Genomic DNA, 15,942 nt, shown 5'->3' with positions numbered 1-15,942 from the left:
AAATGACCTTGTCGTATGGGTGATTTGGCCGCCGGTACTTTTAATACGGCAAGAATTTCCCGTTACTTTCAGAGAAACACCCGTGTGTCCTAGGTTCTAATGGGTTGGCGCTTCACGGTTTCAGATTGGTCTGACCAAAGAAGTGCCAAGCCTGTGTTGAGCAGGTTTGGCATTTTTTTGAAAGCCCAGCAGCACGCAGGCCAAGGACGAACGGGACGTAGTGTATTGAAGGTCGTAATTCATCAAGGTTTCCATAAAACGGGCACAACGACCCTGCAAAAGACGCTCTCGAAAAATCGGGAATACCTGAAAGATCGCGTGAATGTTCTATTGCCTGATGACTTACAAGAAGCCAGCCTGGCTGCACGGCGGTATGCGGTCTCCCCCAAGGATCGCACCCTTCGCAATTTCGGAACAATCGTTCGCGAGGCTCTGAAGCCTTTTGCGGACCAAGGTGGCAAACCCCTGCTGATCAGCAATGAAGAATTCGCTGGTTTGATCCCCGGTCGCAAAGGAGTTTGGTCATATGAGCAAACGCACGTTCTTGCCAAAACTCTGTTGGATGAGGTCTTGCGCCTGACTGATGACGCGGATCGCATAATCTATCTGTTTACGACCAGAAACGCGGCCGATTGGATAAGAAGTACGTATTGGCAAAACCTTAGCAGCCACAGAATCCGCGAGGATCTGTCACAATACGGCAAGGCGTTGCAACAGGGTGCAGATCTTGAGGCGGTGGTCCGCCGCGTGAAAGAGGCGGTTTCACCGCGCGCCGAGGTGGAATCTGTCAACGTTTCTGGTCTGGGCGATCACGATTTCCCGTTGATCAAGGCGCTGTCCATTCTAAACGTGAGATCCGATAGGCTCATCACAAGTGACAATGGGAACGTCCAGCCAGCCGGAGGCACAGACTATTTTCTGGACCTGAACCGATCGAATTTGAGCGATGAAGAGGTGGCGGCCGCGAGACGAGCTTACTTGGACAAGCTGAAGCGGTCGAATGGCATCCATTGATGAGTTGAAGCAAGGGTTGGCCCAGATTGGTACCACTGCCCAATTTAGTTGCTGTATTGCAACGATCGGACGGCTAAAATCGGATGCCCAGATAGGTTTGGATGAGCCGAAACATCATGGTTTCCAAAATGTGGCTCGGAAACGGTGGTGCATAAGAGGCGAATGCACTGGGAATAGTTTACAATTTAAAAACAAATATTTGCGCGGAGAATCGTTTTAAAATTTCTTGAGGCTGGTCCGTCGCTTTTTTGCCATTAACAATCTAAGGTTGAGTTTTTTCAGTTTTAGTCTCAGTTTGACTTGACACACCGGAAACATTTGCGTGATTGTTGAACTTCGGTCTCTTTTCCGCCAGATTCTGTCCTGATAAAAAGGTGCAGTAAGCAGTGATTTGTTGAAAGGTGCAGGCGGATACAATGACAGCCGGGGACAGCGGTCGCATATCCATTTCGTGGACGCAGACAGAGTTAAACGGACTTGAGGCGGCGCCTCAGTCTTTTTTGAAAATCGGAGCCGCATGGTCGTGGCGTGGGCAGGCTCTTTCGTTGGCCAGTCCGGCCGAGCAGGGCCTTGTGTTGTCAGGCCAGGCCGAAGCGTATTCCTCAAAATTGCAAAGCAGCATAGCACCGTCGCCGAATCTGGCGGACGGGGCGCTGGGTCGTATCGATCTGACCAATGGCGCGCAAAAGTACACGGCGCTCTTGTTTTCGGTCGCTGGAGATGCAAACCCAACGCTGGTTTTTGAAAACGGGTATCCCGCGCGCGATCAGGAATTCTGGATCAGTGCGTATACCGAGTTTGAAAGCGAAAGCAATTCGATCCCCCGGGATCAAACCGTTGTCGCTTTCCCGACGCGGTCGCCGAGGGATAATGGTTGGGAAAACGCAGTTGCGGGCGTCCGAAGCGTAGCAGACTAAAATTCCAATCAGGCCGACTGCATTCGCAAATAGCAAAAAATCCACAGCCGTGTTGACTCCGCCAGTTCTGCGGATATAAGCGCGGCTTCATTGGTGTTGGTGGGCCCTGTAAGGGGATTCCTGTCATGGGGGAAACCTCAAGAGGACAACGCCCTTCATAGTGGCCTGTACGGGCCTCGACCTAAAGAAGGAGATCAGCCGTGACCAAACGCACGTCTGCCAAGTACAAAATTGACCGCCGGATGGGTGAAAACATCTGGGGTCGTCCGAAATCCCCGGTCAACCGTCGCGAATATGGCCCCGGCCAGCACGGCCAGCGCCGCAAGGGCAAACTGTCGGACTTCGGTCTGCAGCTGCGCGCCAAGCAGAAGCTGAAGGGCTACTATGGCGACCTGACCGAGAAGCAATTCCGCCGGATCTACGCCGAAGCCGTACGTGTAAACGGTGACACCGGTGAAAACCTGATCGGTCTGCTGGAGCGTCGTCTGGACGCGGTTGTCTACCGTGCCAAGTTCGTTGCAACCGTCTTTGCTGCACGTCAGTTCGTGAACCACGGCCACGTCAAAGTGAACGGCAAACGGGTCAACATTCCCAGCTACCGTGTCAAAGAAGGCGACGTGATCGAAGTACGCGACAAGTCCAAGCAACTGGCTGTAGTTCTGGAAGCCACTGCTCTGGCCGAGCGTGACGTGCCTGACTACATCGACGCCGACCACTCGAAAATGACCGCGACCTTCGTTCGCGCGCCGGGCCTGGGCGATGTGCCTTACCCGGTCGTCATGGAACCGAACCTGGTCGTCGAATTCTACGCGAAGAACTAATCTTCGCCGACATCCAGAATTCCAGGGCCGCGCAATTTGCGCGGCCCTTTTTTTGTTTGGACATGCGATGACGCGTATTGGGTTTGAAGGCTGATCCAGCAAGTTGCATCTCGGCTATTAGAAAATATCCACCGAAGTGCCCCAGTGGAACGCCTGCAGTGGGTGGGAATGCTGAAGTACACGCTTGGGTGGCGCAGGCTGTGTTTTGAATTGAACGCGTAACAACCTAAGAGCAGTATTCCAGCCTGACCATTGAAGAAGTCCGCCGAAGGCGCTGAATCAAATTGGCAGCGGCCTGCTTTCGGCGATGGCCTCCATCGCAAAGTACGAGGTCACACTGTCTAGTTCGACCTTGTCGATCAATCGCTGATACACCTTGTCATATGACGTCATATCTTGCGTGACGACTTTCAACTGATAGTCATAGTCGCCACCAATGCGGTGAAAATCCACTACCTCGGGGATGGTTAGGACATGGCTTCGAAATGCCTGTAGCCATTCAGCCGAATGGTGCCGGGTGCGCAGCATAACAAAGACCACAAGGCTCAGCCCCAATTTTTCGCGGGCGATCCGCGCGGTCGAACCGGTAATGACGCCATTTTCGTTCAACGCCTTCAGCCGCCGCCAACAGGCATTTTGCGACAACCCGACTCGGTCCGCCAACTCACGCTGGGAAAGTGTTGCGTCTGTTTGAAGTTCTCGAAGGATGCGCTTGTCAATATGATCTAATTTTTCTGCCATACAGAAGCATATGACACAAAATTATAGAAATCTACCAAAAGAAAGGTGAAGTTTCTGCGTCCTTATTCAATCATATTTGGTGATGCAATATGGAGAATTAATCATGACCTTGTCCAAATTTCGCGCAGACCTCCAATCCACCACTCGCAATTCAACCCTGCGCGACGGGCTGATCGGAGAGAATGTTCTGATTCCCGGTCTGAATGGGGACGTTCCGCTGGTTTATGCGGACTACGTCGCTTCGGGTCGTGCGCTGCAGCAGGTAGAGGATTTTGTCGCCCATGTGGTGCTGCCTTTTTATGCCAACAGCCACACTGAGGCCTCCTATTGTGGGTCGTATATGACCCGTCTGCGCCGCGAAGCGCGCGCGGAAATAGCCCGCATTGTTGGAGCAAAGGAAGACGACGCGGTGATCTTTACCGGGTCCGGCGCCACTGCGGGTCTTAACCGGCTGGTCAGTTTGATGGGAATTGAGGGGGCTGACCGGCCGGTTGTTCTGATCGGGCCGTATGAGCATCATTCGAACATCCTCCCCTGGCGGGAAAGCAAAGCGCAGGTCATCGAAATCCCCGAAGCGCCCGAAGGCGGCGTTGATCTCGGTGCACTTGAACGGACATTGGTGGACAATGCCGATTCCGATCTGATTGTCGGTTCTTTTTCCGCTGCCTCTAACGTAACCGGCATCATTACAGACCCGGACCCGATCACTCGGCTGCTCAAGTCTCATGGCGCTGTTTCGATCTGGGATTACGCCGGTGGTGGACCTTATTTGCCGATGGACATGGGGCCAGAAGATGCGCGCAAGGATGCCATCGTAGTATCCCCGCACAAGTTCCCGGGCGGCCCGGGCGCGTCCGGTGTGTTGATCGTCAATCAGAACGCAGTTCGCCGTACTTGCCCAAGTTGGCCTGGTGGCGGCACTGTCAGCTTTGTATCGCCCTGGCGCCATGACTACAGCGAGGATTTGGCCACGCGGGAAGAAGCCGGAACACCCAATGTGATCGGAGATATTCGCGCTGCGCTGGCCTTCATCGTTAAGGATGTCGTCGGCACGGATGAAATTGCTGAACGTGAAGCCCGGTACAATGAAATGGCATTGAAAGGGTGGGGCGACAATCCGAACCTGACTTTGCTAGGTACTGAAAACCCGCATCGTTTGCCGATCTATTCTTTCCTTGTGCGGGACAACTCTGGCCAGCCGGTGCATCAGCAGCTGTTTACCCGGATGCTCAGCGACATCTACGGCATTCAGGCGCGCGGTGGTTGCGCGTGTGCCGGGCCATATGCGCATCGCTTGCTGGAAATCGACCGTGAAACGTCCGCTGAATTGCATGCCGCATTGTCCGCAGGGGAAGAGATGAAGAAACCCGGATGGGTCCGCCTGAATTTCTCGTACCTTATGAGCGAAGAGACGGTTCAGTTCATCATCGACGGCGTCAATGACCTGTCCCACCGGACTGAAGAATTCACCCCTTATTACAACGCGGACCCGGCGACCGCCCGCTTCAAAGCGGCGTGACGGAATTGCCGCTTTTCTCAACGCGTTGAGGCGGGTATGAGAGGCTCCAACAACGGAGCCTCTTATGAACAAGATCACCCCGCAACCCGGCATTATGGACATCGCGCTCTATCAGGGCGGCCAGTCGCATGTGGCGGGGGTAGAGCATGTGATCAAGCTCAGCTCCAACGAAAACCCGTTCGGTCCCAGCCCCAAGGCGATTGAGGCAGTTCGCGATAGTGCGGCGACGCTGCATCGGTATCCCAGTACCGATCACGCAAGCCTGCGCTCAGCGATTGGTGAACGGCACGGGTTGGACCCTGCGCGGCTTATCTGCGGTGTTGGCAGTGACGAAGTGCTGCAATTCATCGCTCAGGCTTATGCGGGCCCGGGGGATGAGGTCATCTATACCGAGCACGGGTTTTCGATGTACCCGATCATCGCCCGCATGGCCGGCGCGACACCGGTGATGGTGGCCGAGCGGAATCGCCACGTGGATGTCGAAAACATTCTGGCCGCCGTGAGCGACCAGACCCGGATCGTGTTCGTGACCAACCCGGGCAACCCGACCTCGACCATGATCCCCGAGGCTGAATTGCTGCGTTTGGCCGAGGCATTGCCCAAGACCTGCCTGATGGTGATCGACGGGGCCTATGCCGAGTTTGTCGATGGGTTCGACGGTGGTGCATCGCTGGTGGATCAGTTTGACAACGTGATTATGACGCGGACCTTTTCCAAGGTGTACGGTCTGGGTGGAATGCGTGTCGGATGGGGCTATGCCGCGCAGTCGATTATCGACGTACTGAACCGGGTGCGTCAGCCGTTCAACCTGTCCTTGACCGCGTTGGCCGCTGCAGAGGCTGCGGTGAATGACGTGGAATTCCTGTCCTTCTGCCAGGCCGAAAATGCGCGCCTGCGGGTGTGGTTGTCGGAAGAACTGGACAAGATCGGCGTGCCCTCGGATGCGTCCTGCACCAATTTCATCCTCGCCCGCTTTGCCGACCAGGCCGAGGCCGAGGCGTGTGACGACTATCTCAAGACCCAGGGTTTGATCGTGCGCCGCGTGGCGGGCTACAACCTGCCAAACGCCCTGCGGATCACCGTGGGCGACGAAGAAGCCTGCCGCCGCGTTGTTGCGGCCATCACTGCGTTCAAAGGAGGCGCCGCATGAGCCAAGTTTACGACCGTGTGGCCTTGATCGGGCTGGGCCTGATCGCCTCGTCAATGTTCTGGGCGATCAAACGCGCCGGGCTTGCGGGCGAGGTGACCGGCTATGCGCGGTCCGAAGCCACCCGCGAAACGGCCCGTCGTATCGGCCTGTGCGACCGGGTTTGCGACAGCGCGCAAGAGGCGGTCGAGGGCGCGGATCTTGTCGTGCTCTGCGTCCCTGTCGGCGCGATGGGGGCTGTTGCAAACAATATTGCGCCCGCATTGAAACCTGGGGCGACAGTGACAGATGTCGGCTCGGTCAAGCACCACGTTATTCAAGCCGTTGGGCCGGAAATCCCTGATGGCGTTCATTTCATACCCGCGCACCCATTGGCGGGGACCGAGCATTCTGGCCCGGAATCGGGATTTGCCGAACTGTTTGACAACCGCTGGTGCTTGTTGGTTCCGGTCGAAGGCTCTGATCCGGACGCGATTGCCCGCCTGCGAGCGATGTGGGAAGGCATGGGGTCAAACGTTGATGAAATGGACGCGGATCACCATGATCTGGTTCTGGCCGTAACATCGCACGCGCCGCACTTGATCGCCTACACAATGGTTGGCGTGGCGGATGATCTGCGTCGGGTCACCGACACCGAAGTTATCAAGTATTCCGCTGCGGGGTTCCGGGACTTCACCCGCATTGCAGCCTCGGATCCGACGATGTGGCGTGACGTGTTTCTGACCAACAGGGAAGCGACGCTAGAGATCCTTGGCCGGTTTACCGAAGAGCTGTTTGCCTTGCAGCGCGCAATCAGAACAGGTGACGGCGAGCAACTATTCGACTATTTCACCCGTACACGCGCGATCCGACGCGGCATCATTGATGCCGGGCAGGACACGGATGCGCCAGATTTCGGACGGGGGAAAACGAACCCATGACACGGGGCTGGAGAACCACTCTGATTGCATTTGCAGCGCTTTGCGCAGCATCGACTCAGGCTGGTTCACTGGAACGCTCGTTAGTACCGTTGTCGCGGCCTGGCACTGTACTGGTCCCGCAACAGATCGTTCTCAGCAGCGCGGTATTGCCTCAACTGCCCTCGGCGACGATACGCCCGGAGTTGCGGCCAGCGTCGCCGCAGGTTTTGGCGGTCGCGGCCCGTCCTGCAGACCTGCCCCTGCTTGGACCAGACACGTCGCTGATGCCGTACCTGCGGCCCAAAGCCCTTGAGCAGGAGGCGCTGTTCAAAAAGCGTAAGCTGCGTAAGGGATCGGTATGCGGCGACATCAATATTCAGGGCAAGCCAGTCGGCACTGTACCCGGTAAGATCAAGGCGTGTGGGATCAAGGACGCTGTTCAGATCACCTCGGTCTCAGGTGTGACGCTTAGCCGTCCCTCCACGATGGATTGTGGAACGGCAATTGCGCTGAACAAATGGGTTGAGAAAACGGTCAAGCCGACGTTCAAGCGACGCGGGCCTGTGGTTCAATTGCAAGTTGCCGCACACTACGCGTGCCGGACGCGCAACAACCGCAAGGGCGCCCGCATTTCCGAACATGGAAAAGGCCGCGCGATTGATATCTCGGCCTTCAAGATGGCCGATGGAGAGGTTGTGACGGTCCTGAATGGCTGGCGCAAGAACCCATCGCAAAAACAACTGGTCAAGATCTGGCGCGATGCATGCGGGCCGTTTGGCACCGTATTGGGGCCAAACGCGGACCGGTATCACCGGGATCATTTCCATCTGGATACAGCCCGCCACCGTCGCGGGCCATACTGCCGTTAACGCAGGATCAGGCGGGGGGCAGGCCCCAGCGGCAAAGGCCCCAGCGCCACTAATCCGTCGCGGAAGTTAAGCTGCAAGTCCAGCGCATTTGGATTGCCGCCCAGCCCGGCCATGAAATTCAGCGCGCGTGTCACCGGATCAATCGCCTGATCGGGCAGGGCGCCTGCGGCATTGGCCATGGCAATCATGTCGCGCCAGTTTTCAGCTTTGACCGCAATTTCGCCCGTTGGGATGCCTTGGTGGTCGATATCGAGCTCACCCGCTGCAAACAAACGCAAAGCACCCCATTTCATCTCGGCGAGGTTCAGGTCAATCATTACCGGCTGCGGTCTGCCCTGTTCCAGAGCCGTGCGGTCCCACGGCTTGTTGAACGTAGCTGTCATGTCCAGTTCGAGCGTCTCAAACGCCTGCGGCAATGTGGTGGCCGATCGCATCAGTTCCCGCAGACCGTCACCCGGGGTGAACCCGTCTATACGGGCACCGATGGCATAGGTCACCGGAATAGAAGTCTGTTCCATAACCACTGTCAGCGTATCGCCGCCAGCCAGCGCTTCGGCATCATCAGTGATCAACCATGAATCCGCGGTCAAAGCCATTTTTTCCAGCACCAGCGCCACACCGGGTTGCAGCTGCAGCTCGGCTTGCAGATCGCTGGCTTCAATGGTCGCCGTCTGATCGAAATAGGACAGGCGCTGGGGGGTGTCAGCAAAGCGCAGCACCTGGCGTCCAGGCCAGATTGCAGGACTTTGGAACTCAATCCAATCGGCGCTCCATGCGGTGCCGTTGACTGGATCAGCCAGCGCCGGACTGTTCAGGCGCGTAACGTGGCGCAACGGATACCCCGCCGTTGAAACATCCGAAAAATCCGCCTGCCAACCCTGTTCCTGCTGTTTGTCGAACCAAGCGGTGATTGCATTGCGCAATCCGAATCCGGCGACGAACCAATAGGCGCTCCAGATAACCGTTAAGAAAATGACTACTCGTATTAGACCGCGCATGGCAGTTGGCCCTTTTTCCCGCGTTGAATTTGATGTTTATAGGCCGAAACGGGCAAGGACCAGAGCTATGACGATGTGGGTTTTCGGATATGGATCGCTGCTGTGGAATCCGGGCTTTCCGGTGGCGCGCAGCGAACACGCCACGCTGCATGGGTATGTCCGGTCATTCTGCATGAGTTCAATTCACCACCGCGGCACCGAAGAACACCCCGGCCTTGTACTGGCACTGGACGAACAGGCCGATGCCAATTGCACCGGCTTGGCACTCGCGGTCGAAGTCGGCCATGAAGAGCGCACCTTGCATGAATTGCGCGAGCGCGAGCTGATTTCGTCAGCTTATGTCGAGAAAAACCTTGATGTGCATTTGAACAACGGCGAAGTCGTCACCGCCGTGACTTATGTGATCGACGCAGAACATGTCCAATACTGTGGTGGCATGCCGTTAGAGGAGCAGGCGCAGATCATTGCACATGCGATTGGCGGGCGCGGACCGAATACGGAATATCTGTATAATACTGCGGAACATCTGGCCGAGATCGACCTGCGCGATCCTGATCTTGAGTGGTTAGCGCAACGGGTACGCAGTATCACAGCATAAACCCTTGGCGTCACCGGCGGATTTTGGCTAGATTCAAGCCAGAGCAGGCAAAAACCGGGAAACACGCGCATGGCGCAGGCACATCAGGGCGCGAGACCCCATTTCTCGCATCCCATTCGTCAGATTGTGATGATGTTGGTCGCAATTGGCCTGGCGGGTTTGGGCGTCTTTATGGCGCTGCCTTATGTGCTGCCGGTGTTTCAGGCCAACCCGTACCTGAACGGCTTTATCATCCTGGTTTTCATAATCGGCGTTTTTGCCTGTTTCTTTCAGGTGACACAGCTGATTGGCTCGGTGCGCTGGATCGAGGCTTTTGTTGGCGGCGTTGTCCGCGAGGACGCGCGCACCCCGCAATTGCTGGCACCTTTGGCCTCATTGCTGCGCGAACGTGGTGCACGGTCACAGATCAGTTCCAGTTCGACCCGGTCGATCCTGGATTCGGTCGCGGAACGCGTCGAGGAAGAGCGTGAGATCACGCGCTATATTACCAATGTCCTGATTTATCTGGGCCTTTTGGGCACGTTCTTTGGACTGGCGACCACTGTCCCAGCTATTGTCGACACGATCCGCAGCCTGAACCCGCAAGAGGGCGAAGAAGGACTGGCCGTGTTCAACCGCCTGATGGTGGGGCTTGAGGCCCAGCTACAAGGAATGGGCGTGGCATTCGGTTCGTCCCTTTTGGGCCTTGCCGGATCTCTGATCGTCGGTTTGCTGGAATTATTCGCTGGTCACGGCCAGAACCGGTTCTATCGTGAGCTTGAGGAATGGTTGTCCTCAATCACCCGTGTTGGCTTTGCCGCAGCTGAGGAAAGTGGGGCGGAAATTGCGGTTCTGACCCCAGTTCTGGACGCGATGTCCGAACAGATGGATGCGCTGCAGGACCTGTTTTCAGGGCATGAGGCTGATCGCGCTGCAGTGTCGGTCAAACTGGGCCAGTTGGTCGACGCGATTGGTGAGATGAATGTGCGACAGTCTGAATCCGAAGGGGTGACAGCCGCATTGGAACGCGTGGCCCTTGGGCAGGACGCCCTTCTGGATCACATGCGTGATCAGGGCACGGGTGAAGGAATTGACGCCGAAAGCCGGATGCGCCTGCGGTCGATGGACGTTCAACTTTTGCGTATCCTCGAAGAAATTTCGGCCGGTCGTCAGGAAAGCATGAGCGAACTGCGCAAGGATATCGAATTGCTGGTCAAAGCTCTGACATTGCCCCGAGGCGCCGTGCGCACCGCTCCGGAAGGAGAGTAATCCATGGCTCTGTCCCGTCGCACAGGTCAGCGTTTTCAGGGCTCGGTTTGGCCGGGTTTTGTTGACGCGATCACCGGTTTGCTGATGGTGCTGACCTTCGTTCTGACCATCTTTATGGTGGTGCAGTTCGTGTTGCGCGAAACCATTTCCGGGCAAGAGGACGAATTGACCGCCCTGTCGGACGAAGTCGCAGCGCTGGCCGGGGCATTGGGATTGGAGGAGCGTGAGAATAACCGCCTGGAGGCCCGTCTTGGCGCGTTGAACACGACCCTGTCGCAAACTGAAGATACGCTGGCGCGGGCCGAAGTGGACCTGGCCTTGTCGCAGGCACGTATCACGGATTTCGAGGCGCAGGTCGCCGCACTTCTGACGGATCAGGAGCGGGCGCGCGGTGCTATTGCAACACTGGAATCCCAGCGCGCCAAGTTGCTGGAGGACCAAGAGGCGCTGAACCTCGCACTGGCGCAAAGCCGATCTGAGATCGACGAACAGGCCGAAGCCGCCCGGCTGGCTGCCGCCCAACGCGAGGCGCTGGAGGCGTTGGTTGCGGATCTTGAACAAAGCGACGCGGCGCAATCCACCCGGATCAGTGAACTGGAAGAACAGATCAGTGCGGAAGAGGCCGCCAAGCTAGCCGAAGCTGCAGCTGCCGAGAACCTGCGCAACCGTCTGCAGGATGCAGATGCCGAGTTGACAGCAATGACACTGGCCTTGGAAGCACAGCGCAAAGAAGCTGAGGATACATTGACCCTGCTTGCCGCAGCACAAGCCGCCAGGGCCGAGCTTGAGCGCCAGTTCGGCGCGCTGGATGCGGACGAGTTGCAGGCGCAACTACAAGCCGCTTTGGCTGCGCAGACCGAGGCACAGGCCGAGGCACAATCGCAGCGATCATTAGCCGAAGAGCGTGCAAACCTATTGGCTGTGGCCCGTGAAGCGATCTCGGCGGAGAAAACGATTTCCGCAAAAGCGCAGCGAGAGACGGCGTTGTTGAATCAACAGATGGCGGCGCTGCGCCAACAACTTGGCGGGTTGCAGGCGTTGTTGGACGACTATGAAGAACGCAACGCCGCTTCGGACATTCGAATTCAGACCCTGGGTCAGGACCTGAACGCAGCTTTGGCCCGCGCGGCCTCGGAAGAACGTCGCCGGCGCCTGCTGGAAGAGGCTGAGCGTGTCCGGCTTGAAGCCGAGGCAGAAGCTCTGTCTGGACAAAATCAGGAACTGGCCGCGCAGGCCGAAGACCTGCAACGCTATCGGTCAGAGTTCTTTGGAAGACTGCGCGACGTGCTTGGGGATGAGGAGGGCGTTCGGATCGAAGGCGACCGTTTTGTATTCTCGTCCGAGGTCCTGTTTGACACGGGTTCGGCTGTCTTGTCACCGGCCGGGCAGCAGGACATCGCCAAAGTGGCCAATATCCTGCGCAGCGTGGCGGCTGAAATTCCCGAAGGCCTGAACTGGGTGATCCGCGTCGATGGTCACACCGATAACGTGCCACTTGCCGGGTCCGGGCGCTATCGCGACAATTGGGAGCTTAGTCAGGGCCGCGCCTTGTCCGTCGTGCGCTACATGGTCGATGCGCTGGGCATCCCGCCGAGCCGGTTGGCCGCAAACGGTTTTGGTGAGTTCCAGCCCGTAAACCCGGCAGACACCCCGGAGGCCCGGGCACAAAACCGCCGGATCGAGCTGAAACTCACCGAAAGGTAAACCGAGACACTCGTTAAGGGACGGGTCAGCGACGACCAAACCGAAAGCTGTTATCTGGCTTACCCGCAAAGCAGCGCGGGACGACCGGGTAACTTTCGGTCAGGAAATAGGCATACGTTCCAGATGGATATTCAGGCGAAATCGTAAAGGCTCCGTTACATTCATCCAGATTTCCGGCGCCTGCTACATAAGCGTAGTCCTCATTGAACGTGCCATCATGCTTTCCGTCGGGTGCGCTTCCTCCAGGGCGGTTGCCGCTTTTCAATCTGTACGACGACTTCATTTGCGTCACTTTCCCATCCAAAACGCCGGTCAATGCGTAAATCGGGAAGCCGTCTGCCGCGTATCCGATCAGCGGTGAATGTCGGCTGGGTTTATAGTTCAGCAGCTCAATAAAGCCCGTGGGGATGCCGTGGTAATGATATTTTCCATTGGGTTGCACATGGGCATAGTTTTCGTCGAACCCCAAAGTGACCGCGCCCCCAAGCGCATTGTAGGACCAGCCTGAGCGGGGATTGCCCTGCCAGAACTCAGCGGCCAACGGGTCGAACACGACGCCGTTCAGAGACACTCCAAAATTCCATCCCATTTCAAGCGGGGTGGTGGATCGATTGGATTTCGGGTTCGTCGGTACTTTCAAGTTGACGTGCTGCTCGGAAATGCTGTGCGGGTTGCCTTGGTTTGGAAAGCGCCCGACAAGGTGATCGGGGATCCCGTTGGCCGAGACGTGTATATTTTTGCTGGTCTCAGAGATTTCAGAGTGGCTGTGCCCCGGATCAATCGTTGCGGCCTGCAGGCGCAGTGGCTGCGTTTCTGTCTCGTCGTGATATCGAAATCTGTGCTGAGCGGTTGCTATGGCGGCAACGGCGGAAAGGGCGAATGCTACGCTCCAAACGGCGACGGTTTTGGTCATCAAAATCCCCTTTGCAATTCATCAGTGATAATGAAACGCGCAGGATTGGCTATTCCGTCGAAAAAGTTTGTGGCCGAAACGAAATCGCCCGGCTGCTGAACAACCGGGCGATTAGACTTGTTAGGCGAATGCGGCGTCTTAATCCGCGGTCAAAAGCGGAGGTTTGTCGCCCGGAATTCTTGGCTGATCGGGGCCAAGGATATCCAGGTTCAAATCGCCCTTCTTGACAGACACGCGGACCACACCACCCTTGGCCAGCTTGCCGAACAGCAACTCCTCGGCCAGTGGTTTCTTGATGTGTTCCTGAATGACACGACCCAGAGGACGTGCACCCATCTTGTCGTCATACCCTTTTTCCGCCAGCCACGCGGCGGCTTTGGGGGTCAGATCGATGGTCACATTGCGATCCAGCAATTGCGCTTCAAGCTGCAGAACGAACTTCTCGACCACTTGCAGGATGACCTCTTTCGGTAGTGGCGCGAATGAGATCACAGCGTCCAGGCGGTTGCGGAATTCGGGGGTGAACATACGCTCGATTGCGGCCGTATCCTCGCCCTCGCGTCGGTCACGGGCAAAGCCGATGGCGGCCTTGGCCTGTTCTTGTGCACCCGCGTTAGAGGTCATGATCAGCACCACGTTGCGGAAGTTCACCGTACGTCCGTTGTGATCGGTCAGCTCACCGTGGTCCATCACCTGCAACAGGATGTTGAACACGTCCGGATGGGCTTTTTCGATTTCATCCAGTAGCAGCACGCAATGCGGATGCTGGTCGACGCCATCGGTCAGCAGACCGCCCTGATCAAAGCCCACATAGCCCGGAGGCGCGCCGATCAGACGGCTGACGGCGTGCTTCTCCATGTACTCAGACATGTCAAAGCGCAGCAGTTCTACACCCAGCGTATCCGCCAGCTGTTTCGCAACTTCGGTCTTACCCACACCGGTCGGGCCAGCGAACAGATAGTTGCCGATGGGCTTTTCAGGTTCACGCAGACCGGCACGCGCCAGTTTGATCGCACTGGACAGCGCCTCGATTGCCAGATCCTGGCCGAATACAACACGTTTCAACGAGGCCTCGAGATCTTTCAGCACCTCGGCATCATCTTTGGTGACGTTCTTGGGCGGGATGCGGGCGATCTTGGCGACGACCGCCTCGATTTCCTTGACCCCGATGGTCTTGCGCCGTTTGCTCTCAGCCACCAGGTGCTGCGCCGCACCGGCCTCATCGATTACATCGATGGCCTTGTCGGGCAGTTTACGGTCGTTGATGTAGCGGGCCGATAGTTCCACTGCGGTCTTGATGGCATCGGCGGTGTATTTGATCTCGTGATGTTCTTCGAAATAAGGCTTCAGACCGCGCAGAATTTTCACGCTATCTTCGACTGAAGGCTCGCTTACGTCGATCTTCTGGAACCGGCGGCTCAGCGCGCGGTCTTTCTCAAAATGCTGACGGAATTCCTTGTATGTGGTCGAGCCCATGGTGCGCAGTTTGCCGCCCTGCAGGGCAGGTTTCAGCAAGTTCGACGCATCCATCGCACCACCCGAGGTGGCACCGGCACCGATCACAGTGTGAATCTCGTCAATGAACAGCACCGCGTCGGGGTGGTCCTCCAATTCGGTCACAACCGCCTTCAGGCGTTCCTCGAAGTCGCCGCGATAGCGGGTACCTGCCAGCAGAGCACCCATGTCGAGAGAATAAATTGTGGTCTCAGACAGCACATCTGGCGCTTCGCCGCCAACAATCTTGCGTGCCAGGCCTTCGGCGATGGCGGTCTTACCCACGCCCGGATCACCCACCAGCAGCGGGTTGTTCTTGCGGCGGCGGCACAAGACCTGAATACAACGCTCAACCTCGTCAGCTCGACCGATCAACGGGTCGACATCGCCTGCGCGCGATTTAGCGTTCAGGTCAATGCAGTACTTCCCAAGCGCGCTTTCCTTTTGTTCGCCGTCGGTAACGCCAGGTTGAGCTTCTTCCTCGACCTGATCCGCGCCGGATACCGAGCGGTTTTCGCCGTAGGCAGGGTCTTTGGCCACGCCGTGCGCGATGAAGTTTACCGCGTCATAGCGCGTCATGTCCTGCTCTTGCAGGAAATAGGCGGCATTGCTTTCACGTTCGGCAAAGATGGCGACCAGAACGTTTGCGCCGGTCACTTCGGTCCGGCCCGAGCTTTGGACGTGGATCGCTGCGCGTTGTATGACGCGCTGGAAAGCGGCCGTTGGCACGGCCTCGGAACCGTCGATATCCGTGACCAGATTGGACAGGTCTTCGTCAATAAATTCAACTAGAGTGCTGCGCAGTTCTTCCAGATCGACGCTGCAGGCTTTCATGACGCGTATGGCGTCAGGTTCTTCCAGTAACGCCAGAAGCAGATGCTCTAGCGTGGCAAATTCATGACGCCGTTCATTCGCAGCCGCCAAGGCCGCGTGGATGGCTTGTTCTAATGTGCTCGAGAATGAAGGCACGCGGGTGCTCCTCTGTCTTGGGTCGAAAGGGGCAGGCTTCGGCCGGAACCCCATCCCAACCATGTCCTCATACTATTAGAGTTTGGTTGAT

The 15,942-nt window shown here is 57.2% G+C and carries 14 protein-coding genes; 10 read left to right on the top strand and 4 right to left on the bottom strand.

What is annotated here, in order from left to right; translation table 11 throughout:
* The first annotated feature begins 225 nt into the window (after positions 1-225).
* The 3 genes from DK510_RS18330 to rpsD all read left to right on the top strand — a co-directional run bounded on the left by DK510_RS18330 (position 226) and on the right by rpsD (position 2,752).
* Complete coding sequence (locus DK510_RS18330; protein ID WP_160116560.1) at positions 226-1,014, top strand: hypothetical protein; 789 nt, start codon at positions 226-228, stop codon at positions 1,012-1,014.
* A gap of 416 nt (positions 1,015-1,430) precedes the next feature.
* The gene (locus tag DK510_RS18325) at positions 1,431-1,931 is read left to right on the top strand and encodes a hypothetical protein (protein WP_109313302.1); all 501 of its coding nucleotides are present in this window, start codon (positions 1,431-1,433) and stop codon (positions 1,929-1,931) included.
* A 200-nt stretch (positions 1,932-2,131) separates the two neighbouring features.
* Entirely contained in the window at positions 2,132-2,752 is a 621-nt protein-coding gene (gene rpsD / locus DK510_RS18320) for a 30S ribosomal protein S4 (protein ID WP_109313301.1), read from the top strand.
* A 279-nt stretch (positions 2,753-3,031) separates the two neighbouring features.
* Here rpsD and DK510_RS18315 read toward each other — a convergent pair whose 3' ends face one another.
* Positions 3,032-3,493, bottom strand: a complete 462-nt coding sequence (locus DK510_RS18315) for an Lrp/AsnC family transcriptional regulator (RefSeq protein ID WP_058275495.1) — start codon at positions 3,491-3,493, stop codon at positions 3,032-3,034.
* A 103-nt stretch (positions 3,494-3,596) separates the two neighbouring features.
* Between DK510_RS18315 and DK510_RS18310 the strand changes: the two genes are divergently transcribed.
* The 4 genes from DK510_RS18310 (at position 3,597) to DK510_RS18295 (ending at position 7,927) form a co-directional block, all read left to right on the top strand.
* On the top strand, positions 3,597-5,012 hold the full coding sequence (locus DK510_RS18310; protein ID WP_109313300.1) for an aminotransferase class V-fold PLP-dependent enzyme: 1,416 nt from the start codon (positions 3,597-3,599) through the stop codon (positions 5,010-5,012).
* A gap of 64 nt (positions 5,013-5,076) precedes the next feature.
* Positions 5,077-6,162 carry a histidinol-phosphate transaminase gene (gene hisC, locus DK510_RS18305; RefSeq protein ID WP_109313299.1) on the top strand — a complete coding sequence of 362 codons (1,086 nt, stop codon included), beginning with the start codon at positions 5,077-5,079 and terminating at the stop codon, positions 6,160-6,162.
* Positions 6,159-7,079: a prephenate/arogenate dehydrogenase family protein gene (locus DK510_RS18300; protein ID WP_109313298.1), complete on the top strand. Its 921-nt coding sequence runs from the start codon at positions 6,159-6,161 to the stop codon at positions 7,077-7,079. The genes hisC and DK510_RS18300 overlap by 4 nt, the downstream gene beginning before the upstream one ends.
* Positions 7,076-7,927, top strand: a complete 852-nt coding sequence (locus DK510_RS18295) for an extensin family protein (RefSeq protein WP_109313297.1) — start codon at positions 7,076-7,078, stop codon at positions 7,925-7,927. Before DK510_RS18300 ends, DK510_RS18295 begins: the two co-directional genes overlap by 4 nt.
* Here the strand turns inward: DK510_RS18295 and DK510_RS18290 are convergent.
* Positions 7,924-8,925 carry a DUF2125 domain-containing protein gene (locus DK510_RS18290; protein ID WP_109313296.1) on the bottom strand — a complete coding sequence of 334 codons (1,002 nt, stop codon included), beginning with the start codon at positions 8,923-8,925 and terminating at the stop codon, positions 7,924-7,926. The genes DK510_RS18295 and DK510_RS18290 overlap by 4 nt on opposite strands.
* A 67-nt stretch (positions 8,926-8,992) precedes the next feature.
* Between DK510_RS18290 and DK510_RS18285 the strand changes: the two genes are divergently transcribed.
* The 3 genes from DK510_RS18285 to DK510_RS18275 all read left to right on the top strand — a co-directional run bounded on the left by DK510_RS18285 (position 8,993) and on the right by DK510_RS18275 (position 12,475).
* Positions 8,993-9,523 carry a gamma-glutamylcyclotransferase gene (locus DK510_RS18285; protein ID WP_109313295.1) on the top strand — a complete coding sequence of 177 codons (531 nt, stop codon included), beginning with the start codon at positions 8,993-8,995 and terminating at the stop codon, positions 9,521-9,523.
* Positions 9,524-9,592: 69 nt separating this feature from the next.
* Entirely contained in the window at positions 9,593-10,771 is a 1,179-nt protein-coding gene (locus DK510_RS18280) for a biopolymer transporter ExbB (RefSeq protein WP_109313294.1), read from the top strand.
* A 3-nt stretch (positions 10,772-10,774) separates the two neighbouring features.
* Positions 10,775-12,475 carry a peptidoglycan -binding protein gene (locus DK510_RS18275; RefSeq protein ID WP_109313293.1) on the top strand — a complete coding sequence of 567 codons (1,701 nt, stop codon included), beginning with the start codon at positions 10,775-10,777 and terminating at the stop codon, positions 12,473-12,475.
* 25 nt (positions 12,476-12,500) lie between these two features.
* Here DK510_RS18275 and DK510_RS18270 read toward each other — a convergent pair whose 3' ends face one another.
* Entirely contained in the window at positions 12,501-13,388 is an 888-nt protein-coding gene (locus DK510_RS18270) for a YHYH protein (RefSeq protein WP_109313292.1), read from the bottom strand.
* 138 nt (positions 13,389-13,526) lie between these two features.
* Positions 13,527-15,851: an ATP-dependent Clp protease ATP-binding subunit ClpA gene (clpA, locus tag DK510_RS18265; RefSeq protein WP_109313291.1), complete on the bottom strand. Its 2,325-nt coding sequence runs from the start codon at positions 15,849-15,851 to the stop codon at positions 13,527-13,529.
* Positions 15,852-15,942 lie beyond the last annotated feature (91 nt).

It is taken from the genome of Ruegeria sp. AU67, assembly GCF_900312795.1.
Classification (GTDB): Bacteria; Pseudomonadota; Alphaproteobacteria; order Rhodobacterales; family Rhodobacteraceae; genus Ruegeria; species Ruegeria atlantica.
Note: the sequence above shows the minus strand (reverse complement) of the source record. Positions and strands in the feature narration are given on the sequence as shown.